The organism is Paenibacillus ginsengarvi (assembly GCF_003626695.1).
In the GTDB taxonomy this organism is placed as follows: domain Bacteria; phylum Bacillota; class Bacilli; order Paenibacillales; family NBRC-103111; genus Paenibacillus_AB; species Paenibacillus_AB ginsengarvi.
The window spans coordinates 19,200-43,555 of record NZ_RBAH01000026.1 but is presented as its reverse complement, the minus strand read 5'-3'; the positions used below and the strand labels follow the sequence as shown (position 1 = coordinate 43,555).

Here is a 24,356-nt window from a genome sequence, read left to right as displayed (position 1 = left end):
ATCATGGCTGCAACCGCATCGCGGGCAACACGGGTTTTACGCAAGCATTGGAAGGGCTACGCGTTCCTCATTCCGGTGTTTGCCGTGCTCGCCACATTCAAGTACATTCCGTTTTTCAACGCGCTGATTATGTCGTTCTACGACTGGAACGGCGCCAACGTCCGGACGTTCGTCGGGCTGGACAATTTTATCAAGCTGTTTCAGGATAAGACCTTTTACGTATCGCTGAAAAACATGGGCGTCTTCACCGTAACCGGGGTGCTCATTCAGCTGACCGTGCCGCTGCTGGCCGCCGTGCTCGTGTTCCATGTGAAGAAGATCCGGCTGCAAAATATGTTCAAGCTGTGGTTCGTCATCCCGCTCGTCATTCCGAGCATCGTCATTTATTTGACGTGGCAGTGGATTTTTGCCGGCGATTACGGCGTGCTGAACCAGCTTCTCGAGCAGTTCGGGCTGGAGTCGTGGACCCACGCTTGGCTCGGCGAAAGCAAGACGGCGCTAGCTTCGGTCATTTTCGTGGGCTTTCCGTGGATCGGCGGCATTACGTTCCTGATCTATCTGGCCGGACTGATGGCCATATCGACCGAGCTGTTCGAGGTGGCGAGGCTTGACGGGATGAACGCCTGGCAGCGGTTCATCCATCTGGAGTTGCCGCTCGTCCGCAGCCAGCTCAAGCTCGTGGCGGTGCTGACGGTCATTCAGCAAATTCAAAGCTTCGAGAACATTCTCGTGCTCACCAACGGCGGTCCCGGCCAATCGACGATGACCCCGGCGCTTTACTTGTACATTCAAGGCTTCTCCTACAGCAAGATGGGGTACGCCTCCGCCATCGGGCTCGTCCTGTTCGCTCTGCTGCTCGTGCTGACATGGGCAAACAACCGATTTGTCAAAAATACCGAAACGATCGACTAGAAAGAAGGAATGGCTTATGCGATTCAAGCTATCGGCCGTGCCGCACTACGCGGCGCTCGCCATCCTGCTCGGGCTGACATTGTTTCCCTTTTATATGCTGATCGTCAGCTCGCTCAAATATTCGGAGCAGATGATATTGAACTTCTGGGGCATCGGTTTGCCGCTGCATCTCGACAACTACGTGACGGCGTTCCGGCAGATCGGGCCTTTCATCTGGAACACGGTGTTCATCTCCAGCTGCATCGTGGTCGGCGTGCTGATCATCTCGTCGTTCGCCGGGTATTCGTTCATGCGCTTTTCGTATCCGGGCAAAAACGTGCTGTTCATGCTCATCCTGTCGCTGATGATGGTGCCCGGCTTTCTCATTCTGATCCCGCAGTTTTTGCTCGTGCAGAAGCTGGGCATGCTGAATACGTATCAAGGGCAAATTTTTCCTCCAATGGCGTTTGGCGCTTCGATGGCGACGTTTCTGATGCGCACGTTTTTCGAGGGGCTGCCGCGCAGCCTGCTGGAGGCGGCTGAAACCGAAGGGGCCGGAGAGCTGCAAATTTTCACAAGGGTTGTTTTGCCGCTTTCGCTGCCGGTCATCTCGACGGTTTCGATCATTAACTTTTTGTCCGGCTGGAACAACTATATTTGGCCGCTCGTTTCGACGACCGGGGATAAGGTCAAGCCGGTCATACTTGCCTTGAGCACCGTTACCGGCAGTCTGGATCAAGGGGTCAGCGTCAAGCTGGCCGGTTATATCATCTCGTCGATCCCGCTGCTCGCGCTTTTTCTCGTCGCTACCAAACCATTCATCTCCGGCATTACGTCCGGCGCGGTGAAAGGTTAGGATAGAAGAAGGCCATCATACAACAATAGGGGTGTTAGTCCGATGTCGAAACGAACTGGGAGACTGTTTGCCAAAGGCTTGACGATTGCCGTAGCTTCGTCGGTGATTCTGGCCGCATGCGGCACGTCCAAGCCGGACGGAGACAAGGCTGCGGAAGGCAGCGAGAAAACGATCAATTTGACGTTTGCCGTGGAAACGCCGAAGCAGGAGGAGATCAAAGCGGTATGGCAGGAAATCGTCAACGGTTACGCGCAGAAAAAGCCGAATGTCAAAATCAAGCTCGATTATGCGCCGAACGACGGAGACGCCTTCCGCACGTGGCTGACGACCGGCCTGATCGGCGGTACGGCACCGGAAATCGTGCCGAGCCGCTACACCTGGACGCACGAAGATTTGAACAAGGATCTGCTCGTCGATTTGACTTCGGAGTATGACAAGCCGAATCCGTACACGGACAACAAGGTGTGGAAGGACACGTTTACACCGACGATTCTGAACGAGATGAAAAATCCGATCTCCAGCAAGCTGTCCGGCGTAGCGCTGCAAACGCTGGCGATCCGCGTCTTCTACAATCAGGACTTGTTCAAGAAGCACGGGCTGCAGGTGCCGAAAACGTGGACCGAGTTTATGGACGTGCAGAAAAAGCTGAAAGCGGCCGGCGTTACGCCGTTTGCCTTCGCCAACTCGAAGCCGGGCGACAACCATCTGCTTTGGGTAACGAATCTGATGACGAACCAAATCGCCGCGGACAAAGTCAAGACGTTCGACTGGAATCAGAACCGCCAGCTCGAACTGAACGAAATCGCCGCCGCCGTCGATCAAGGCGTCATCGACCTGCAAACCCCGGACTGGTTCGGCGTTATGCCGATTATTAAGGACTGGTCGCAATATTGGGCCAAAGGCTACAACGGCATGAACGGCGATACGGCGAAGGAAATGTTCATCCGCGGCGATGTCGCGATGGTGATGGCCGGCAACTACGAGCTGAATACGATTCAGGATTCGAAGGCGCGGAAGTTCGAGTTCGGCACGTTCGCGCTGCCTTACCTCACGAAGAAGGAAAATCCGAATGCGGCCGAAAAATATTACGAGCTTGGCGGCTACCCGGACATGGTGTTCACGATTCCGAAAAAGGTGACCGGCGAGAAGCTGGAAGCTTCGGTCGACTTCCTGAAATATTTGTCCTCGCCGGAAGTGGCGACGATCATGGGCAACAAGATGTATACGGCGACGACGCTGGTCGGCATCAAGCTGCCGGCCAATCTGCAAGGCTTCCAGTTCGTCGGCGAACGCATTCTCGTCAACTTCTACGCCGCCCATATCAGCAAGAAGCTGAATGAAGATCTGGTGCGGATCGGCCAGCTGTATATGGAAGATTCGGTAACGCTGGATAAGTTCTCGAGCGAGATGCAGAAGACGCTCAAAACCGACATGGCCGAGACGATGAAGCAAAACAACTGGAGTAAGGACAACCAGTACGGAACGAAAAAATAAAGATTACGTTTGGCCCCGATTCCCCCGCGCCTGCACAGACGGCGATCGGGGGAATGGTCTGATTGCGGACCGGGGCGACTGGAGCACCTGGGAGGGGAACCGGATGAACTGTATCGTTATCGTTTGCGACACGCTGCGTGTCGATCACTGCGGACCTTATCATCATGGCAGACCGCTGAATCGGGTAAACAGCCCGGAGCAGCCGGAGTGGGTCGTGCCGACGCCGAATATGGACCGGCTCGCCCGCCGGGGCACCGTATTCGACAACGCCTGGTGCGGCTCGACGCCGTGCATGCCGGCCAGACGCGACATTTACACGGGGCGCTACGAGTTTCTCGAGCGGGGCTGGGGACCGCTCGAGGACGGCGACCTCGACTTGCCGCGGCAAGTGTCGGGACCGCCGAACCGCTCGCTTTCGTGGCAGCTTGCGCAGCAGTATCCGGTCAGTTATATGGTGACTGACCATTTCCATTTGTGGGAGCAGGGCGCGGGCAACTACCATATGGGATACACCGGGTTCGATTTCGTGCGGGGTCACGAAGCGGACGCCTGGAAAACCGAGCCGGTCGTTTTCCCGTGTCCGGACGAGCCGGATCATAAGGTCGAGCGCCATCACCGGAACGTACACTTGACCCGCAAGTCGGAGGAAGATTATTTTTGCGCGCAGGTGTTTACGCAGGCGGCCGACTGGCTGGAGGCAAATCGGGCCCACGACAATTTCTATATGCATATCGACTGCTTCGACCCGCACGAGCCGTGGGATCCGCCGGAGGAGTGGCTGACCAAGTTCGATCCGCGCGGCTATAACGTGGACCGATGGAGATCGATGGTGCCTTACGACAAATGGGGCAATCATTACACGCCGGAGGAGCTGCGCCACGTGCAGGCGCGGTATGCCGCGATGGTCGCGCTCACCGACAAGTGGCTCAGCAAGCTGCTCGACAAGCTGGATGAGCTCGATTTGTGGCACGATACGACGATCATCTTCACCTCCGACCACGGCACATACAACGGAGACCACGGCAGAATCGGCAAGCTGCAGACGCATCAGCACGACGCTTGCGGGCATATCCCGTTCATCGTGGCGCATCCGACGGATGGACACGGCGAGCGGCGTAGCCAGCTTGTCCAGCTCGTCGATATTTATCCGACGGTGCTTGCCGCGGTCGGCCGTCCTTGCCCGCCGGATCGGCACGGCGTCGATCTGCTGCCGGTGCTGCGCGATGCCGGGGCCGAAACGCGCCGCTATGCGGTGAGCGGCATGTTCGGGCGCAGCGTCACGATCACGGACGGGGAGTGGATTTTGCACCAATCGCCGGTGCCGGACAACAAGCCGCTGTACTGGTACGGGCACAGCACGGCGAGGTTTATCCCTTACGATCTCGGCCCGTACGAAGGCGGTCGCCGCGCGGTCGACTGTCCGTCGTGGGACACGCCGACTTGGCTGAGCGACAAGAAGGCGGACCCGAACGAATACGTCAACCTGGCCGAAGCCCATCCAGACAAGCTGGCGGAGCTGCAGCGGGCGTTGGCTAGCAAGCTGGCGGAGCTTGGCGCGCCGCCCGAGCAGGTTGAGCGGCTCGGATTGTAGTGTTCGAAGGAGCACTATCTGAAGGCGAATCGAGCTCTAGCACGCCTTTTGGCGGGTAATGGCGCTTGGTAGTGTTCAAAAGAACACTATTTCCCCGAAGTGGCGTCTTTTACGTGGAGATAGTGCTCAAAGGAGCACTATCTGAAGGCGAATCGCGGCAAGTGCGCTTTACGTTTAACCTAAAGGCACGATTTAACTGGAGCTTTTCCCGTTAGGGGTGAATCGTCGGACGAAGAGCGGGGAAGGCGCCACTGTACCGCTGCTGCTCGGGCAGCCTGCTCCCTGTATTTACCTATATTAATGAAGCTCGGCGGCGGCGCCGGATAAGGAGGATAAACGTCTCATGAAAAAAGACAGCTGGTTTTGGGATCGGATGCGCCAAGTGCACGTCGATTTTCATATGCCGGAGTTCCCGCGCGAGGCGATTCGCAATTTTGACGCGAAAACGTTCGTGGAACGGTTCGTCCGGGCGAAGGTCAACGTCATCGGCGTCTTTACGAAATGCCATTTCGGCAACGCCTTTTACGATAACACGGTCGGTCACAAGCATAGCGGGCTGAAGGGGGACTTTTTCGGCGAAGTGCTGGCGGAAGCGCGCAAGCATGACATCAAGGTGATCGCCTACTACTCGCTTGGCACCGACGCGAGAGCCGTTCAGGACAACCCCGATTGGTACCAGGTGGACGAGCACGGCAAGGTGCGCGGTGCGGAAGGAACGGTATGGGAGCTGCCATGCCTGAACAGCCCTTACCGCGAGGAGCTCGTTCTGCCGCAGATCAAGGAAATTACCGAAAAGTACGACATGGACGGTTATCTGCTGGATATTCCGTACTTGCACAACCATTACTGCTTCTGCCCGTACTGCAATAAGAAGTTCGCCGAGGAGCACGGTCGCGAGCTGACGCCCGAGCTGCTGCAAACGGACCGCGAGCTGGTGCTCCGTTTCGGTATCGATACGGCGGCGCGCTGCATGGAGGAAATCGCAGCAACGGTCAAGCGGATTCGGCCGAACGTGCTGATGAACTGCAACGGCGCCTGGCGCATGGGCGAGCCGGACCGCATCAACGCGACGAGCGACTACGGGTTATGGGAATCGCAGCCTTCGGCGACAGGTTCGTTCTACAACCATTCGATCCGCGCCCGTTATGCCCGCACGCTGGACGTGCCGGTGCAGATTATGACGGTACGGTTTACCGAAGGCTGGGGGCTGATGTCGTGCAAAACGGCCGAGCAGCTCAAGTACGAATTCGCGACCATACTGGCGAACGGCGGCATTATCAACATCGGCGATCAGGTGCTCCCGGATGGGACGCTGCAAGACGGCGTCTACGATATCATCGGCGAAGCGTTCGGCTTTGTCGAGGAGCGTGAGGCGTTCTGCACCCGGGCGGAAAGCGTCCGAGAGGTAGCGCTCATCGCGAACAATACGAACAACTGGTACCACGACAAGGACGATGCGGCGACGTTCGGCGCGGCCAAAATGCTGCTTGAGGGCCATCATCAGTTCGATCTGTATTATAACGACGACTTCCCGGATTTGGACGGGTACCGCGTCGTCGTGCTGCCCGAATCGGTCAAGCTGTCGGAAGCTTCCGTTGCGCGGATCGAATCGTTTGTCGCAGGCGGCGGGCTGCTGCTTGCGGCAGGCGAAGCGACGTTTTGCCGCAACCGTCAAAACTTCCTGCTGTCTGAGGTGCTTGGCTTAAACTACCTGGAGCGCTCGCCCTATGGATGCGGGTATTTGACTGAGCATGAGGGGCTGTGGAAGGGCATCGCCCGCATTCCGCAGCTGGTCGAAGCTCCGTTTATCAAAACGGTGCCGACGACGGCCGAAACGCTTTGTTCTATTCAGTGGCCGCTTACGGTTCCGGCGGTCAGCCGGGCGTTCCGTCATCCGATTCCGCCAGGCGGCAACGTCAGCGACTGTCCGGGCATCAGTGTTAATCGGTACGGCAAAGGAACGGCGCTGTACATCGCCGCGCCGGTGTTCGGCTCGTACTGGCACTCGAATCATTTCTGGGTGCGGCGCATCGTGGACAATCTGCTCCGCAGCTTTTACGCGGGTTATGCAGAGGTTGAGGCTCCTACGCATATCGAGACGAATCTGATGCGCAAGAACGGCAAAACGTATCTGCACGTCATCAACTTCCAGAGCAACCACACGGGTGAGAAAAGCACAGCGTATTACAACCCGATCGAAAATATTACCCCGGTCCATGATATCCGTGCCGTGATCCGCGACAGCAGGTTGCGTCGGGCGGTCGTGCAGCCGGAAGGGGCGGAGCTGTCGGTTGAAGCAATGGCGGACGGTATCGCCTTTACGATTCCGCGGGTGCATATTCATACGATCATCGAGCTGAGCGAAGGTTAAAAGGGGAAACGGTCGTTTCCGGCATGTGCCGGGCGGCCGTTTTTGCTGTTCCTTTTTGCCATGTATGTTTGACAGGGTGAACAACTGACCGCATTAACATTACTTCGGAGAACATTTGTTCCGATTTTTTCGTCAAACCGATTTACACGGCGCCTCTCCTTCGCTAAGATGGAAATGAGCTCCATTCTTGGAGCGGGCCGTACTAAACTTCGGCAACCCTATGAACCTTGAGGTGATCGGATGAAGATAGGTCTCAGCACGTACAGCTTGTTGAACGCCTTGAAATCTGGCGAAATGACGGTACTGGACGTCATCGGGTGGGTCGCCGACAACGGCGGCGAGCATATGGAGATGGTGCCGTACGGCTACACGGTCGTAGATAATCCCGAGCTCGCCGACGCAATCCGGGAGACCGCCCGGGCGGCAGGTATCGAGCTGTCCAACTACTCCATGCCCGCCAACTTCGTTCAGGAGACGGAAGAGGCGTTCGAGGAAGAGGTGCAGCGCGTCAAGTTGCATGTCGACATCGTTAACCGCATGGGCGTGAAGCATATGCGGCATGATGTAACCGCTTTTACACTGCCGCCGGAGCGGATGACGATCGCCTGGTTCGAGGACAGTTTGCCGTTAATCGTCAAAGGAAGCCGGATGATCGCCGATTATGCGGCGCAATTCGGCATTACGACAACGATCGAAAATCACGGCTTCAGCGTGCAGGCAAGCGACCGCGTTCAAAGGGTATTGAGAGCGGTCGACCGCCCGAACTTCAAAACGACGCTGGATATCGGCAACTTCATGTGCGTGGACGAAAACCCGATTATCGGGGTGATGAAAAACTTGCCGTATGCGTCTCTTGTTCATTTCAAAGATTTTTATTTCCGTCCTTACGACGAGTTTCCGGGCGACGGCGTCTGGTTTAGGACCGCCCACGGCAACTTTTTGCGCGGGGCGATTGTCGGACACGGGGACATTCCGATACGCAAAATCGTCAAGCTGACCAAGCAGTCCGGCTATGACGGCAACATCACGGTGGAATTCGAGGGCATGGAGGAATGCAAGACAGCATCCAAAATTGCGATGGACAACTTGCGCCGTTTCTGGGAAGAAGCTTAACTTGGGGACTTGCGTCCAAAAAGTTTGGAATGAACATGATAGATTTTCGCATATACGGGCATCTGGCTAGTAAGAGGAAGAGGAGGCTGTCATTTTGGGAAAGGGGCCGGAATATCAGCGCATGGCGGACTCGCTGCGGATAGGCCAATCTGTACCGGAATACGAACGTCCGGAGCGGGACAGGCGGCTCGTCATCGCGCCGACGGTGGCAGGTTTATCCGGCAACCGCAGCAAGGAGGCGGACCGCGAGCTCGTCGAACGGGCAAGGAGCGGGGATCAGGAAGCGTTCGGCGAGCTGGTTCGGGCTCATCGCGCCGAGGCGTTCGGCTGGGCCAACACGATAACCCGGGACGCTTTTCTGGCCGAGGATATCGTGCAGGATGCGCTTATTCGGGCGTTTCTCCATCTCGGCTCTCTGGTCGACAGCGGCCGGTTTCTGCCCTGGCTGCAGCGGATCATCCGCAATCAGGCGTATATGAAGCTGCGCCGCGGCGGCCCGTTCGGCAAAGAGCGCCCGTTCGCCGGCTTCGCCTGTTCGCATGCCCGTGCGGACGAAGCGGAGAGCGGCTCCGGCAGGACGGATTGGGGGGACATCGACCACATTTTGTTCCGGCTGTCCCGCTCCGCCGCCGAGGAGGCCGAGTATGGCGGCGATCCGGCCAAAGGAATGCTGCGCCGCGAGCTGTATGACAGCTTGCGAATGCTGATGAACGGCCTGAGCAAACGGGAGAAGCAAATATTCGAAGCGCACTTTTTCGGCGAGCTGTCTCCGGCCGAAATTGCGGCGCTGTTCGATACGACGACGGCGAACGTATACAACCTGTTGTCCCGCTCCAAAGCGAAGGTGCAGAAGGAGCGCATCCGCGTCTCCATTCGTCTCTACGTGCAGCGGCGGGCGGAGCTGGGACTGAGGCGGGTTCACATTTTGCCCCCTCCTCGCTTGTAGCGGTCTTGCGCCCCTTTCCTATCGTTCCTTGTTCCCGAAGCTGGAGGTTGATGTGTAATGAGCGAAACGAAAGCTAAAGACTGGTCCCGGACATGGACGTCGGCGGCTGCCGCGATTCACGGCGCGGTCGCTTATACCGACAAAAGCCATTACTCGCTCGTAGACGTGATGGGAATTACCGGACATGCATTCCGGATCAATATCGATCCGGTCCGGATCGACGTAGCCGGACCGACGATGTTTCCCGGGGGTTATCTCATTCGGAGAAACTTGTGCAACCTAGGGTTCATTAGCAACCTGTCCGATACGGAGAAGCCGTTCTCACCGGATAAAGTGGAGAAAGTGATGGAGCTGATTCATCAGTCGATCGACCGGGGTATCCCGGCGATCTCGTTTGATTTGTTCATCCCGGAATTCGGGCTTTTATACGGCTACGACGATGAAGGGCGGCTTTTTCACGCCAAGGACGTTTCCAAGGAAGGGACCTTGTTGTACGAAGATTTCGTCGAAAAGCGGAACATGTTATGGGTGACGACGATTGCCGAAAGCTTGCCGCATTCGAAATACGAAACGCTGCGGATGGCGCTCGACATGATCGTCGATCATGCCCGGGGGCGGGAGTGGCAGCATGTGTTTCAGGGCAAGTACCAGATCGGTCTGGCGGGCTACGACGCGTGGATCGCCTGTATGGAGCGCCTGGAGGCCGATCCGTTCGGCAACGCCTACAACACGGCCGTCATTAGCGATGCCCGCGAATATGCCGCGCAGTTTTTGCGCGAGCTCGTCGTCCGGTGGGACGGCACGAACGTTGTGGAGCGGACGGTGCGCAAGATGGCGGCCGAAGCGGCGGCGCACTACGACAGAACCGCTTCAGCATTGGCCGAGCTTAGGGAGATGTTCCCGTTTCCCCAAGGCGGACAACCCGGTGATCCGGAAACGGCCGAACGCGCGGTATGCCTATTGCGGACCGCCAAGGAGTCAGAGACGTCTGGCGTGGACGTGCTGGAGCGGCTGCTCGGTTTTATGAAGGGGTATTGGTCCGAACAGTGGATTCATTAACGGGCAAAAGTATCGAACGAGGGGAGTGTGCAGTTCCATGATTATTGAAACGAAAATCGTTGAGAAACCGGCTTTTACCGTCATCGGGATGACGGAAACGATCCAGCCCGATTCCTGCAAGCCTCCGTCGGAAAATGCGATTGCGGCGCTATGGGGACGGTTCGGCATGCGAATGCAGGAAATTCAGAATCAGCTCGGCTGGCGCAGCTACGGATTGATGCTGCAAAAACCGGATAGCGGTATGGGCGCGCCATTTGATTATACGGCCGGTGTGCAGATTACCGGGGAATGCGAGGTCCCTGAGGGCATGGAGCGCATCGAGGTTCCGGCCGCCCGGTATATCGTGCTGACGATGCGCGGACCGCTCGATAGCATCAATGACGTGTATAAGCATTTTTGGGGAAGCTGGCTGCGGGAGAATGCTTACGAATACGACGGTGGGACGCGTACCGGCAAATACGAGTTCGAGTTTTACGATCAGCGTTACACGAGTCCGAACGACCCGAACTCCGAGATCGACGTGTATTTCCCGATTCGCGCCAAATAAGCTCGCTTTGGCGGAAGGAGAACGAATGGATACTTCGCCATGATGATTTACAAAAATCGTGAATTTGTTTCGAAACAGTAATATGGCCCGGTTTCCTCGAACCGGGCTTTCTTGATGTAGTGGCAATTGCGGTAGGACTGCTTGGCATTGGCTTCGGAGCAGTGATGCTCGCTTGGGGCTTGGCTGGTTGAATGCCTATTTGAAAGCTATTGCCAGCGGTCCCGATTTCCCCTATAATCGATGCGTAAGACAGACTTGGAATGTTCTGATGAAATACCATTCAATAGCCAACAGGTGCCCGGATGCCGAAACGCGTCCTGGGTTAAAAGGGAAGTCGGTGCGAATCCGACACGGTCCCGCCACTGTGAAATAGGAGCTTTCTCATGATGCCACTGACCGCGAAAAGCGGCCGGGAAGGCGGGAAAGCGGCGCTTTTTTGATCAATGAAGCGCGCCTATGAGTCAGGAGACCTGCCTGTTTTGGTAAGCCTATGTGGAGTCCTTCGAGGAAAAGGAGCCGGCTTATTCGGGATCAAGTTACCGCGCGCGCCCGGTGCGCGTTTGCCCGTATTTGCTGTGTTTGCCCCGTCCTCTTGAGGATAGGGGCTTTTTGGCTTAAGGCTGCAAAGCTTCACATCACTTTTTGGGGTAAAAGTCTCGGGGTCCCCGAAAAGTAATAGGACTAGGCTACGAAGCTTCGCATCACTTTTTGGGGCACATTGGGGAGGGGAAAAAATGAAAAAGCTGGGGATGCTTTCGCTCGTTTTCGCCATTGCGCTGACCGTATCGGCGTGCGGGCAAACGAAAACCGGAGCAGTGAAGGAGCCTGCGCAGGTGCAGTCTTCCGCCGGAGACACGGCCAAATCCGGAACGGAGTCGGGCAAACGCACAACTTACCCGTTCACGATCAAAGACAGCTCGGGCAAAGAGTTCACATTCGCGAAGGCGCCGGAGCGCATCGTATCGCTCTCGCCGACGGAGACGGAGGTGCTGTTCGCACTCGGACTCGGCAGCAAAATCGTCGGCGTATCCAATCTGGACGATTATCCGGAAGAAGCGAAAAGCAAGCCGAAGATGGGCGACCTGCAGGGCAATGCCGAATCGATCATTGCCGCCGCGCCGGACATCGTTTTCGCCGGACTGTCGCTAAACGTGAAGTCGGTGCAAAAGCTGAACGAGTTGAAGCTGAACTTGTTCCAGACGAATCCGAAAACGATCGATGAAGCGATGGAGCGTATATTGCTGTTCGGGCGTATTTTGGACAGGCAGGAGCAGGCCGAGAAGATCGTCGAGCAGATGAAAAAAGAGAAGCAGGCAGTTGTCGATGCGCTGAAAGGCTTGAAGCCGGAGCAGAAGAAAAAAGTGTACATTGAGTTTTCCCCGGGCTGGACGGTAGGCAAGGGCGAATTTCTCGACGATATGATTTCGCTTGCCGGCGGCATCAACGTAGCGTCCGATCTGCAGGGCTGGAAACAGATCAGCGAAGAAAAGATCATTCAGCAAAATCCAGACGTCATTTTCTTCGCCAAAGCGGTGCCGGATCTGGAGAAAACGATTCGCGGCCGCTCCGGCTGGGATAAAATCGCCGCCATTCAATCGAACAAGGTGATCGGTCTCGACGATAATTTGCTGTCGCGTCCGGGTCCGAGAATTACGAAGGCGCTGTTCGACATGGCCAAAGGGATCTATCCGGAGCTGGTGAAATAATGAAACGAAGGCTCTTTTTATGGGGAGCAGCAGGGTTGCTGCTCCTTCTTCTATCCGTCGTCGTCAGTTTGTCGCTCGGATCGGCGCATATTCCGATTCCGCACGTATGGGGAGTGCTGCTGAAGCTGCTGCCTTTCGTCGGGGATTCCGTACCGGTAACGTGGCCGCAGTCCACGGAGCAGATCATAATGAAGGTGCGCCTGCCGCGCATCGTGCTGGCGGTGCTGATTGGAGGGGCTTTGTCCGTATCCGGCGCGGGCTTCCAGGGCGTGCTGCGCAATCCGCTGGCCGATCCGTACACGCTCGGCGTCGCTTCGGGATCGTCGGTCGGCGCCGCCTTCCTCATCCTGTTCGGGCTTCACTATGCGTTGTTCGGCATGTGGTCGATTCCGGTCGTCGCTTTTTTGACAGGTCTAGGCACGCTATGGGTCGTGTTCCGGCTGGCCGGCGTTCAAGGCAAGTTTCGCACGGAGACGGTCATTTTGTCCGGCGTCGTCGTTTCTTCCTTTTTAAGTGCGATCGTATCGTTTATGGTAGCGCTCAACTCGAGCAAAGTCGTAAACGAAATTTTGTTTTGGCTGATGGGCAGTTTGTCGCTGCGGGGTTGGTCCTACACGACGGTGATTCTGCCGTATCTCCTCGTGGGCGCGGCGGTGCTGATCGCTTATGGCCGTCCGCTTAATCTGTTTGCGCTCGGCGAGAGACATGCTGCGCACCTTGGCGTGCGTGTAGACCGGACGAAGTGGGTCGTCCTGCTCGTTTCGACGATATTAACCGCCGCCGCGGTTTCGGTGTGCGGGGTCATCGGCTTTGTCGGACTTATTACGCCTCATTTGGTACGGCTGATGGTCGGTCCCGACTATCGCCTCATTATACCGCTGTCGGTTTTGTTCGGCGGCATCTACGTGCTCTGGGCCGATACGCTGGCACGCATGGTGCTCAGTCCGACGGAAATTCCGCTCGGCGTCGTTACCGCGTTTTTGGGCGCGCCGTTTTTTGCCTATTTGTTATCGAGACAAAAGAAAACGCTGAAAGGTTGATCGTATGATCGAAGTGAGCGGCTTGTCGAAATCATTCGACGCCAAAAGCGTGCTGAACGAGATTTCGTTCTCCGCAAGCGAGGGCGAAACGCTGGGCATTATCGGGCCGAACGGAAGCGGCAAATCGACGCTGCTGAAAATGTTGTCCGGCGTGGAGCACGCCGATTCCGGCGATATTCGTCTCGGCGGAAAGCCGATCCGGGCTTATCCCCGCAAGGAGCTCGCCAAGTGGCTCGCCGTTCTCCAGCAGGACGCTCTGCCGCCGGTCGGTTTTACGGTGCGTGAGGTGCTGGAGATGGGGCGGTATCCGTTTCAAAATTGGCTCGGCGACGAGCCTGAAGACAGCTCCGGCTTGATCGACGACATCTTGGCCGAGCTGCGTCTGACGCCGTTCGCGGAGCGGACGCTCGAGCATCTGAGCGGCGGCGAACGGCAGCGCGTGGCGCTCGGCAAAGTCATGGCGCAGCAGCCAAGGCTGCTGCTGCTGGACGAGCCGACGACGTATCTCGATATCGGCTACCAGATGCAGATGATGGATACGGTTCGCCGCTGGCAGGAAGAGCAGAAGCTCACCGTCGTGGCCGTTCTGCACGATCTGAATTTGGCGGCGCAGTATTGCGACCGGCTGCTGCTCATCCATCGCGGGCGGATTGCGCGGCTCGGCACCCCGTGGGAGGTGCTCGATCGCGAGCTCATTTTGGAAGTATACGAAACGGAGCCGATCGTGACGGCGCATCCGGTGACGGGCGCTCCTCAACTGCTGCTGCAGCCGGGGGCAGCTCTTTCGCTGAGAGAGGAAGCGGTCAGCCTGGCTGAGAAGGCGAACGTTTAGTCGGAGCTTTCGCAGGAGTGGGGCAGATGGAGGACGGTCAAGATGGTAAAGGCGGCTGGGCATCGCCTCTGAAGCGGCCTTGCGGGATGGAATGGATGGCGGGAGACGCGTGCCCCTTTTCGTAGTAAAATAGTCGAGTGGAGGAATGCAGCATGGAAATCGAACAATCGAGACTGGAACAGACGCTCCGGCGCATTGCCGGACTTGACGAATTAGCGATGCAAAACGCCGAGCGGCAAATCGATCGGTTAACGAAGCCGCCGGGCAGCCTGGGCCGGCTGGAGGAGATTGCGCGGCAAATCGCCGGCATTACCGGCGTTTTGAATCCCGATCTGTCCCGCAAGGCGGTTGTCGTTATGGCGGGAGATCATGGCGTTTGCGAGGAAGGGGTCAGCGCGTTTCCGGCCGAAGTAACCCCGCAGATGGTGCTTAACTTTTTGAACGGCGGGGCGGCGGTAAACGTGCTGGCGAGACATGTTGGCGCTGACGTCGTATGTGTCGACATCGGAGTGAACAGCGATATCGGGCATCCGGATCTGCTCGTGCGGAAGGTCGGAAGAGGGACGGGCAACATCGCGGTCGGACCGGCTATGACACGCGAAGAAGCGGTGCAAGCGATCGGAATCGGCATCGAAACGGTGGAAAGCTTGGTCGACCGCGGGTACCGGCTGTTCGCCACGGGCGAGATGGGCATCGGCAACACGACGCCGAGCTCGGCGCTGCTGACGGCGCTGACCGGTGCGGACATCGAATCGGCCGTCGGCCGTGGGACGGGCATCGGCGACGAGACGCTCCGCCGCAAGCGGGACGTCATCGGCCGGGCGCTGCGCGTTAATCGTCCGGATGCGGACGATCCGCTGGACGTGCTGGCGAAAGTTGGCGGGTACGAAATAGCCGGCCTTGTCGGCGTCATTCTCGGAGCAGCGGCGAACCGCTGTCCGGTTGTCGTGGACGGCTTTATATCGTCCGTAGCGGCGCTGGTCGCTTCGCGTATCGCTCCGGTCGCGAAAGGCTTCATGCTGCCGTCGCATTTGTCCCACGAGCGGGGGCACCGGCTGCTGATGGAACATCTCGGGCTAAGGCCGATTTTGCAAATGGACATGCGCCTCGGCGAAGGGACCGGAGCGGTCATGACGTTCCCGATCGTGGAGGCTTCCATGAAGCTGATGAACGAGATGGCGACGTTCGAGAGCGCGGGCGTGTCCGGGAAGGAAACGGAGTAGGGAAACGGAATACGAATCCACACCCGGAAGGGAGCGACGACATGCGGATCTTGTTAACCGGTGGCGCCAGAAGCGGGAAAAGCTCGTTTGCGGAACGATACGCGATTCATCTCGGCCGCCGCGGCGTTTATATCGCCAGTGCGCAGCCGTTTGACGACGAAATGGCGGCCCGGCTCGCTTTGCACAAACAGCGGCGGGACGAATCGGGGTTTCCCTGGACAACGGTGGAGGAACCGCTCCATATCGCGGACTGGCTGAACGGCCATAAGCCGGAGCCGGGCGAAGCGGTGCTGATCGACTGCTTGACCTTATGGCTCTCCAACTGGGTGCTTCGCTACGAGCAGGAGCCGGATATGGAAGAGCGCGTGAGCGCACAAATCGAAAAGCTCGCCGAAGCGGTTCGCAGCTACGAGGGGGATGTGCTGCTCGTCACGAACGAGGTCGGCAGCGGCATCGTGCCCGAGTACAAGCTGGGCCGGGTGTACCGCGACTTGGCGGGACGGATGAACCAACGCATCGCGCAAACGTGCGGCGAGGTGTTTCTCGTGACAAGCGGCATCCCGGTCGAGCTGAAACGGCTGGCGTTTCGGTTCGAGTAGCTAACGGTCACACATACGGGATTTCGCAATCCTTCTTAACATATACAATTAGCCTGGCTAAGATTTGCCTTGCCTTGGGCAGGGCGCTGCCGCAGGGGAGGGGAAACGTGGTTGTTGCTGTATAGCCTGCAAGAAACGGCGTGGATGGCGCTGGCCGCCATCGCCGTCGATTGGATCGTCGGCGATCCGCGCTGGCCGACTCATCCGGTCATATGGATCGGGCGGCTCATCAAGCGGCTGGAAAAGCTGCTCCGGCGAGGGGAAACGGCTGCGGCGCGCTCCCCGGTGCGCATCAAGCTGACGGGTGTTATGCTCACCGTCCTTACGATAGGGGCGGCTTTTTCCGTTATGCTCGCGATCTTGCTAGTCTGCCGGTGGGTGCACCCGTGGCTCGGTTACGCAGCGAATATTTGGTTCATCTCGACCACGCTTGCCGTCAAAGGGCTGAGGGATGCGGCGATGCTCGTTTACCGTCCGCTGGCCGAAGGTCATTTGCTGGATGCGCGCAAATATGTCGGCTACATCGTCGGCCGAGATACGGAAAGTCTCGACGAGCCGGAAATTGTCCGGGCCACGGTCGAAACGGTGGCGGAAAATACGGTCGATGCGTTCGTATCGCCGATCGTGTTCGCGCTGCTCGGAGGAGCGCCGCTGGCGATACTGTACCGGGCGGCGAATACGCTCGACTCGATGGTCGGGTACAAAAACGACAAATACCGGCATTTCGGATGGGCCTCCGCCCGTCTCGACGATGTGCTGAACTACATTCCGGCAAGGCTGACCGGGCTTATGATCGTGATCGTTTGCTTATTCGGACGAGGACTCAGCGCGAAAAGAGCGGTCCGGGCGATATTCCGCTTCGCCTCGCTGCATCCGAGTCCGAACAGCGGCATTCCCGAATCGGCGACGGCGGGAGCCATCGGCATCGAGCTTGGCGGCTTGAACCGTTACGGCGAGGTCGTCAGCGACCGGGCCCGAATGGGCTGGCCGCTGCGCGAACGGCGCCGGGACGATATTTTGCTCACGATCCGGATTTGTTACGGCGTAAGTTATTTGGCGGCAGGAGGACTCTTATGCGCGATTTTCGCTCTCGTCTGGTGACCGGGCTGCAAGCGTGCGCGGCGGCGTTTCAATTTTTGACGCGAATCCCGATTCCGGTCCGGCTCGATTTCTCGGACGATTTGTGCCGGCGAAGCACGGTGTATTACCCGGTCGTCGGCGGCGTCATCGGTGTGCTCGTAACGGCCGCGGGCTGGCTGCTGGCGCAGGTTCTCCCGGCTGCCCCCGCTTCCGTGCTGGCGCTCGGCGTCTGGGTGGCGCTGTCCGGCGCGCTCCACCTGGACGGTCTGATGGATACGGCGGACGGCTTGCTCAGCCACCGCTCTCGGGAAAGAATGCTGGAAATTATGAAGGACAGCCGCGTCGGAGCGATGGGCGTTATTGCCGGCGTTTTGCTTCTGCTGATGAAATTTTCGCTGCTCGCGACGCTGCTCCCGTATTCGGGCGGCTACCTCGCCTTGCTGATCGTCGCTCCGGTGTGGGGCCGCTCGTTTATCGTAATCGCTATTGCGGGCTGGCCTTATGCGCGGGAAGGGCAAGGGTTGGGCAGCTTGTTCAAGGCGGTGACTCGTTCGGAGGCGGCATGGGCTACCGTATGGGCTGCTGCCGTTACTTGGATCGTCATGTGGATGTCGGGGTTTGGCTGGCTGGAAGCGATCGCGTACAGCGCTGGGCTGACTATCTTGACCGGCGCGATCGGTTATGTGCTCGCCCGCGGAATGGCGCGTAAGTTGGGCGGACTTACCGGCGATACGTACGGGGCGCTGGTCGAGCTGCTCGAATGCGCGGTGCTGTTGGCGGCGGTTGTTGCAGCCGGCGCAAATGGGTAAGGAACAGAGGAGGAAGCGACATGTTGGAGCGGTATGGGCACGGCGGAGACTTGACGACGGCGGAAGCGATGTTCGGCAAGCCGTCCGGCCAGTTTCTCGATTTTAGCTCAAATATGAATCCGTTCGGTCCGCCGGACATTGTCGGCAAGCTGCTTGCCGAGAAGTGGCGGGAGTTGGCCCGGTATCCGGACCCGGCTGTACGGAGCCTGAGGCGGACGATAGCCGCTTTTTACGGGATCCCCGAGGAGAGCGTTCTCGTAGGCAACGGTGCGGCCGAACTGATCGATTTGTCGGTACGGGCGCTGAAGCCGCACAAAGTAGGACTGGCCCGGCCGTCGTTCTCCGAATATGAGGAGGCGGTGCTGAAGATCGGCGGCGATATCGTCGATATCCCGCTCGCGGAGGCGGACGGCTTCGCGCTTCGCGAGGAGCCGCTGCGGGAGGCGGCCGCCAAGGCCGATCTGCTCGTCCTCGGCCATCCGAACAATCCGACCGGCCGGCTTGCCGACGTCGGGCTGCTCAGACGGCTTGTGCGGGACGGCGTTCCGCTTGTCGTCGACGAGGCGTTCGTCGATTTTACCCCGGCGGAGCAATCGGTCAGCCTGATTCGGCTTGCCGCCGAAACGAAACAGCTGTACGTCATCCGCTCGATGACGAAATTTTTCGCTATTCCCGGCATCCGGCTCGGCTTCATGGTGGCGCATCCGGATGAAATACGCAGGCTGGCCGATTTGCAGGTGCCGTGGAGCGTCAATGCGATCGCCCAATGGATCGGAGAGGCAGTTTTTGCCGAGGAGGCGTATGCGGAGCGCACGCGCCGCTGGCTCGCGGAGGAGCGGCCGCGGCTGACTCAGACGCTGCAATCGCTGGGGCTTCGCGTTTATCCGAGTGACGCGAACTTTCTGCTGGCGGCGATTCCGGAGCGCTCCGGCTTCGGCGTAAAGGAGTTGCAGCGGCGGATGGGCGAGAAAGGTGTGCTTGTTCGCGACGCGTCGCTGTTTCCGGGTCTGGATGCCTCGTACTTCCGTGTCGCGGTGCGGCTGCGGGAGCAAAATGAAGAAATGGCCGCGCGGCTCCGCGAATCGCTGGCCGAGCTGCGAGCAGAGAGCCAAGCGTTGCCGTCGGACGAGTCCGCGGTCCGCATAGCGGTCACAGAGGGCGAACGTCCGGCGGCCGAGGAACCGCAGCGAGCCGGCGAAGGCGAGATGCTGGCGCCGACGATCATGTTCCAAGGCACGTCATCCGATGCCGGGAAAAGCATTTTGACAACGGCGCTGTGCCGCATCCTGCTTCAAGACGGGCGTAGGGTCGTCCCGTTCAAGTCGCAAAACATGTCGCTCAACTCGTATGTAACTCCCGACGGGAAAGAGATCGGCAGGGCGCAAGGGATGCAGGCGGATGCGTGTCGCATACCGGCGACGACCGACATGAACCCGATTTTGCTGAAGCCGAAAAAGGACATGGTGTCCCAGGTCGTCGTCCATGGCAAACCGCTGCGCGATTACGACGCGAGATCGTACCGGGAAAAATATCTCGGCGAAGCCGAGCATATCGTCAAGGATGCGCTGAAGCGGCTTCGGACGCGGTACGACGTCGTTGTGATCGAAGGCGCGGGAAGCCCGGCCGAGGTGAACCTGAAGGACCGCGACATCGTCAACATGCGCCTGGCCGGCTGGGCGGACGCTCCCGTCCTGCTGATCGCCGACATCGACCGGGGCGGCGTATTCGCGTCGCTCGTCGGCACCCTGGACATTTTGACGCCCGAGGAACGGGATCGCGTCAAAGGTTTTATCATTAACAAGTTTCGCGGGGATGTCTCGCTGCTGACGCCGGGGCTCGATTGGCTGGAGCAGCGGACCGGCAAGCCGGTGCTCGGCGTCATTCCATACTTGCCGGATGTCGGACTGGAGGACGAGGATTCGGCCTCGCTCGACGCGAAACGGCCGTCCGGGCCGAAGCACGACAACCAGGTCGATATTGCCGTGGTGCGGCTGCCGCGGCTGTCGAACTTTACCGACTTCGACCCGCTGTTTGAGGAGCCCGATGTTCATGTCCGTTATGTAACCTCCGTTTCCGAATGGGGCGAGCCGGATGCGGTCATCCTGCCGGGCAGCAAAAATACGGTCGACGATTTGAAATTCGTTCGCGAGAGCGGGCTGGAAGCCTGCATCCACAGCCATGTAGCGGGAGGCGGAGCGCTTCTCGGCATATGTGCCGGCTACCAGATGTTGGGGCAGACGCTGCTCGATCCGGAGCGAATCGAATCCGATACGGCGGAGCTGCCGGGTATCGGCCTGTTCCCGGCGGAGACGACGTTTACGCCGGATAAGCGGACCGAGCGGGTATCCGGATCGGTGCGGTGGCCGGGCTGCGGCACGCTCGCCGTAGAAGGGTATGAGATTCATATGGGGCGAACTGTATTCCGTGAACAGGTCGAGCAGCCGCTTCGCATCCGCATTCACGATGCGCCGGACGAACCGGGGTCGTATCATGCCGACGGCGCGATAGCGGAGAACGGCCAAGTATGGGGGACGTACGTGCACGGCATTTTGCACAACGACGAGCTGCGCCGGGCCTGGATCAACGATATCCGCACCGGCAAAGGCTGGGAGCCTGCGGCCGGAGAGCTGCGGTTCATGCGCAAGCGCGAGGCGGCGTTCGACCGGCTGGCCGATCATGTAAGGCGGCATTTGGATATGGAACGCATTTATGCGATGATACAATCGAATCGGGAAAGGGGAAACGGCAAATGAGAATTTATACGAGAACGGGAGACAAAGGGCAAACCGGCGTAATCGGAGGGCGCGTCGACAAAGACGATGCGCGGGTTGAAGCATACGGCACGACGGATGAGCTGAACTGCTTTCTGGGTCAGGCGATCAGCCTGATGCAAAACGAAAAGCTCGCCGATCTGAGGGACGATCTGCAAACGATCCAGCACGAGCTGTTTGATTGCGGCTCCGACCTCGCCCTGCTGAAGCCGGAGCTTCGTCCTTACAAAGTTACGGCGGATCTCGTCGACCGGCTGGAAACGTGGATCGACAAATACGATGCGGAAACGCCGGATATTACCCGATTCTGCCTGCCGGGCGGAACGACCGTTTCTTCGCTGCTGCACGTTTGCCGCACGGTGTGCCGGCGGGCGGAGCGTCGCGTCGTCACGCTGTCGAAGCAGACGGAAATCAACGAAGAGGTGCGCCGTTATTTGAACCGGCTGTCCGACTTCTTCTTCACGGTCGCCCGGACGGCCAATCACCGGGAAGGAGTGCCGGACGTCGAATACGCCCGCAGCCCCGAAGTGTTCCGGCGCAAATCGAAATGAACTACTACGAGCCGCTTACTTATGTAGTTCCGCCGGAAGAGGACGGCGCGATGCTGAAGACGATTTTGCGCGACCGGATGCAGTTGTCCCGCAAGCTGTTGTCCAGGCTGAAGCTGACCCCGGAAGGCATTACGGTTAGCGGCGAACGAAGATATACCTCCTCCCGCGTCAAAGCTGGAGACGTTGTGGAAATCCGGATGGCGGAGGAGGAGTCGGAGGATATTTTGCCGCAGGAGCTGCCGCTTCATATTTTGCACGAGGATCGGCACCTTCTGATCGTAAACAAGCCGGCGGGCATGATCGTTCATCCGACGCACGGCCATTATGTGAACACGCTCGCCAATGCGGTCGTCTATCACTGGCTTGCGCGCGGGGAGAAGATTCGCTTCCGGCCCGTTCACCGGCTCGACCAGGAGACGTCGGGCGTACTCTGCATCGCCAAAAATCCGTACGCGCATCAGCATATTTCCGAGCAGATGCAGGCGGGCGGTGTGGAGAAGTCGTATCTCGCCGTCGTACGCGGACGGGTGGAACGGGATGCGGGGACGATCGACGCTCCGATCGACCGGGACCCGGAATCGCCGCATGTGCGCATCGTTACACCGGGAGGATACCGGTCGGTCACCCACTATGAAACGATCGAGCGCTTCGGAACGGAAGCATCGCTCGTAAGGCTCCGGCTGGAGACAGGGCGCACGCACCAAATTCGGGTCCATATGAAGGATATCGGACACCCGCTGGTCGGCGATTCGATGTATGGCACCGGCGAGGACCGGATAGACGGGGAAAACGGCAGCGTAAAAACTGTCGGAGGTGTTTCCCTGGGACGCCAGGCACTCCATGCGTTTATGCTCGCTTTTGCTCATCCGCTGGACCGTCACCCGGTATCGTTCGAAGCGCCGCTTCCCGCGGATATGAGCGGGCTGCTCGATCGGCTTAGGCAGCGTTTGTGCGAATGAAGGCTGCCGCTATGCTTTGATGCCTTTTTCGTTTCTGCGTGTCGTCCCGCCGGTCGAGCTGCTGTCTGACGGCGGAGCCCGACCCGCAACCGGCCGCCATAGCGGCTGCGAGCAAAGCGGCGGCCAGCACGGCCGCCGTTTTTGTTATAACATTTTTGCATCACGTGCGCCCCACTACTGTTTCATGAATTGCCACATTTTATCCATGAAATCCCTCGTTTTTGTGAAGCCTGGCACTTTTTTGTGAGGGGTTTTCATGTATAATGAAAGTCTGAATGTACGGACGGACATGGGGGTCCGGATAGAAGGAGAGAAACGCCATGAAAGAAACAACCTTATCCGTCTACTTGTACCCGAAATGCGGAACGTGCCGGGATGCGATGAAATCGCTCGAGCGCAAAGGCGTGAAGCCGGACGAAGTCGTCAATATTTTCGAAACGCCGCCTTCCGAGGAACGCCTCGCGGAAATGATCGCCAAGAGCGGGCTGCCGCTCAAAAAGTTCTTCAATACATCCGGCGAAGTTTATAAGGAAATGCAGCTCAAGGATAAGCTGCCCGGTATGAACGAACAGGACATGATCAAGCTGCTTGCCTCGAACGGAAGGCTGATTAAACGTCCGATCGTGTACGACGGGCAGAAGGTTACAGTTGGTTATAAAGAGGAAGAATACGAGCGGGTATGGGGTCGCGGTTAAGCAGCAGGATCGACGGTCGTACGCCTGGAATTGCGGTACCGGCGAGGGAATAGAGAAAAGAAGGGGGCGGCCTACCTGAAGCAACGGCAAACCAAACCGAACGGCGGCGGAAGATGGCTGCCGGGATCGGTCAGCATGTTTTCGATAGCGGGTGTAAAAACGCTGCTGCAATTTTTGCGGCTCGGTAAAAAAAGCGGCGCGCTGCTTTCCGTAGCGGTGGCGACGGCCATCTACATGTGGTTTTATCAATGGGAATTCGCGCTTGGCGTGACGGTTATGGTGCTCGTTCACGAACTCGGTCATGTCGCGGCCGCCCGGCAAAAGGGAATACCGGTGACAGCCCCGTTCTTCATCCCGTTTCTCGGCGCGCTTATTATGATGAAGCGCAATCCGCGCGATGCGGCAACCGAGGCGTATATCGCGATGGGAGGCCCGCTTGTCGGCACGATCGGAGCGTTCGTAGCATTCCTGATCGGGCTGATTACGAACCATCCGGTACTGTATGCAGTCGCTTATATCGGTTTTACGCTCAATCTGATCAACTTGCTGCCGATTCATCCGCTTGACGGAGGACGCATTGCCTCGTCGGTTACGCGCTGGCTGTGGGTTGCCGGGGCAGCCGGCGGTTTGTTTGCAGTCATCTTTTTGCGCTCGTTTTTGTTTTTCCTGTTATGGGCGCTGTTCGTGTGGGATTTATTTTCGAAATATATCGTCCACCGGGGAAAGGCTGCGGAATATTCGTTCTGGGGGAAAATCGAAGTACCCTTCGATCAGATCCCCGGCGAGAACTGGATGCTTATTCCCTTCCGCGAGCGGGAGCCTCTCCCGTTCCGCACGTACTCGGATTTGGACGGCAAGCAATGGATCGAGATCGAGTGGGAGGAAGCCGATGTCGTCCACAAGGTGAAAATGCAGGAGCAAGGATTGATCCGCTCGATCATCAGCACGAAGGTCGAAAGGCGCTGGAGGCAAACGCCGAAGGTCGTCGTTCTCCGGTATCAGGTCGATTACGAGCCGTTCGAGAATGAACATTATTACGAGGTCGAAGACCGCATCCGCTGGAAATTCGGTATCAGCTATGGCGCGTTGGCGATTTTTCTGTTCATCATGCTTGATCTGGTGCAGCTGCTGATGAACGAGCAGGGAGGATTTTTTCGCTCTTTAAGAGAGTAAACGATTAATGGCGTGAAGGAGCGGGATGCGGGAATCAGTTGGCATACGCA

The 24,356-nt window shown here is 58.3% G+C and carries 21 protein-coding genes and 1 riboswitch; all 21 genes read left to right on the top strand.

Going from position 1 to position 24,356, the window contains the following annotated elements; genetic code table 11:
• Positions 1–3 precede the first annotated feature (3 nt).
• The 21 genes from D7M11_RS27810 (at position 4) to D7M11_RS27710 (ending at position 24,306) form a co-directional block, all read left to right on the top strand.
• The gene (locus D7M11_RS27810) at positions 4–912 is read left to right on the top strand and encodes a carbohydrate ABC transporter permease (RefSeq protein ID WP_120750537.1); all 909 of its coding nucleotides are present in this window, start codon (positions 4–6) and stop codon (positions 910–912) included.
• A 16-nt stretch (positions 913–928) separates the two neighbouring features.
• Positions 929–1,747 (top strand): carbohydrate ABC transporter permease, encoded by an 819-nt coding sequence (locus D7M11_RS27805; RefSeq protein WP_120750536.1) that lies wholly within the window; start codon positions 929–931, stop codon positions 1,745–1,747.
• Positions 1,748–1,789: 42 nt separating this feature from the next.
• The gene (locus D7M11_RS27800) at positions 1,790–3,241 is read left to right on the top strand and encodes an ABC transporter substrate-binding protein (protein WP_120750535.1); all 1,452 of its coding nucleotides are present in this window, start codon (positions 1,790–1,792) and stop codon (positions 3,239–3,241) included.
• Positions 3,242–3,344: 103 nt separating this feature from the next.
• Complete coding sequence (locus tag D7M11_RS27795) at positions 3,345–4,832, top strand: sulfatase family protein (protein ID WP_120750534.1); 1,488 nt, start codon at positions 3,345–3,347, stop codon at positions 4,830–4,832.
• A 343-nt stretch (positions 4,833–5,175) separates the two neighbouring features.
• Positions 5,176–7,203: a family 10 glycosylhydrolase gene (locus D7M11_RS27790; protein ID WP_120750533.1), complete on the top strand. Its 2,028-nt coding sequence runs from the start codon at positions 5,176–5,178 to the stop codon at positions 7,201–7,203.
• A 240-nt stretch (positions 7,204–7,443) separates the two neighbouring features.
• A complete protein-coding gene (locus D7M11_RS27785; protein WP_120750532.1) occupies positions 7,444–8,316 on the top strand; it encodes a sugar phosphate isomerase/epimerase family protein in 873 nt (290 codons plus the stop codon).
• A 94-nt stretch (positions 8,317–8,410) separates the two neighbouring features.
• The gene (locus D7M11_RS27780; RefSeq protein ID WP_240041333.1) at positions 8,411–9,262 is read left to right on the top strand and encodes an RNA polymerase sigma factor; all 852 of its coding nucleotides are present in this window, start codon (positions 8,411–8,413) and stop codon (positions 9,260–9,262) included.
• Positions 9,263–9,319: 57 nt separating this feature from the next.
• Positions 9,320–10,321 carry a hypothetical protein gene (locus D7M11_RS27775; RefSeq protein ID WP_120750531.1) on the top strand — a complete coding sequence of 334 codons (1,002 nt, stop codon included), beginning with the start codon at positions 9,320–9,322 and terminating at the stop codon, positions 10,319–10,321.
• 37 nt (positions 10,322–10,358) lie between these two features.
• The gene (locus D7M11_RS27770; protein ID WP_120750530.1) at positions 10,359–10,868 is read left to right on the top strand and encodes a GyrI-like domain-containing protein; all 510 of its coding nucleotides are present in this window, start codon (positions 10,359–10,361) and stop codon (positions 10,866–10,868) included.
• Positions 10,869–11,144: 276 nt separating this feature from the next.
• Positions 11,145–11,360: riboswitch (cobalamin riboswitch) on the top strand.
• 242 nt (positions 11,361–11,602) lie between these two features.
• Positions 11,603–12,574: an ABC transporter substrate-binding protein gene (locus D7M11_RS27765; RefSeq protein WP_120750529.1), complete on the top strand. Its 972-nt coding sequence runs from the start codon at positions 11,603–11,605 to the stop codon at positions 12,572–12,574.
• Positions 12,574–13,614, top strand: coding sequence for a FecCD family ABC transporter permease (locus D7M11_RS27760; protein WP_120750528.1), 1,041 nt, complete (start codon positions 12,574–12,576; stop codon positions 13,612–13,614). The genes D7M11_RS27765 and D7M11_RS27760 overlap by 1 nt, the downstream gene beginning before the upstream one ends.
• A 4-nt stretch (positions 13,615–13,618) precedes the next feature.
• Entirely contained in the window at positions 13,619–14,446 is an 828-nt protein-coding gene (locus D7M11_RS27755) for a heme ABC transporter ATP-binding protein (protein ID WP_120750527.1), read from the top strand.
• A 152-nt stretch (positions 14,447–14,598) separates the two neighbouring features.
• Entirely contained in the window at positions 14,599–15,669 is a 1,071-nt protein-coding gene (gene cobT, locus D7M11_RS27750) for a nicotinate-nucleotide--dimethylbenzimidazole phosphoribosyltransferase (RefSeq protein WP_120750526.1), read from the top strand.
• Positions 15,670–15,710: 41 nt separating this feature from the next.
• On the top strand, positions 15,711–16,268 hold the full coding sequence (gene cobU, locus D7M11_RS27745; protein ID WP_120750525.1) for a bifunctional adenosylcobinamide kinase/adenosylcobinamide-phosphate guanylyltransferase: 558 nt from the start codon (positions 15,711–15,713) through the stop codon (positions 16,266–16,268).
• 111 nt (positions 16,269–16,379) lie between these two features.
• On the top strand, positions 16,380–17,369 hold the full coding sequence (gene cbiB / locus D7M11_RS27740; protein WP_120750524.1) for an adenosylcobinamide-phosphate synthase CbiB: 990 nt from the start codon (positions 16,380–16,382) through the stop codon (positions 17,367–17,369).
• Positions 17,342–18,157: an adenosylcobinamide-GDP ribazoletransferase gene (gene cobS, locus D7M11_RS27735; protein ID WP_120750523.1), complete on the top strand. Its 816-nt coding sequence runs from the start codon at positions 17,342–17,344 to the stop codon at positions 18,155–18,157. Before cbiB ends, cobS begins: the two co-directional genes overlap by 28 nt.
• Before the next feature lie 20 nt (positions 18,158–18,177).
• Complete coding sequence (locus tag D7M11_RS27730) at positions 18,178–20,910, top strand: cobyric acid synthase (protein WP_120750522.1); 2,733 nt, start codon at positions 18,178–18,180, stop codon at positions 20,908–20,910.
• A complete protein-coding gene (locus D7M11_RS27725) occupies positions 20,907–21,479 on the top strand; it encodes a cob(I)yrinic acid a,c-diamide adenosyltransferase (protein WP_120750521.1) in 573 nt (190 codons plus the stop codon). Before D7M11_RS27730 ends, D7M11_RS27725 begins: the two co-directional genes overlap by 4 nt.
• On the top strand, positions 21,476–22,438 hold the full coding sequence (locus tag D7M11_RS27720) for an RluA family pseudouridine synthase (protein ID WP_120750520.1): 963 nt from the start codon (positions 21,476–21,478) through the stop codon (positions 22,436–22,438). Before D7M11_RS27725 ends, D7M11_RS27720 begins: the two co-directional genes overlap by 4 nt.
• A 320-nt stretch (positions 22,439–22,758) precedes the next feature.
• On the top strand, positions 22,759–23,133 hold the full coding sequence (locus D7M11_RS27715) for an arsenate reductase family protein (RefSeq protein ID WP_120750519.1): 375 nt from the start codon (positions 22,759–22,761) through the stop codon (positions 23,131–23,133).
• Between the two features lie 30 nt (positions 23,134–23,163).
• Positions 23,164–24,306, top strand: coding sequence for a site-2 protease family protein (locus D7M11_RS27710; protein WP_120750518.1), 1,143 nt, complete (start codon positions 23,164–23,166; stop codon positions 24,304–24,306).
• Positions 24,307–24,356 lie beyond the last annotated feature (50 nt).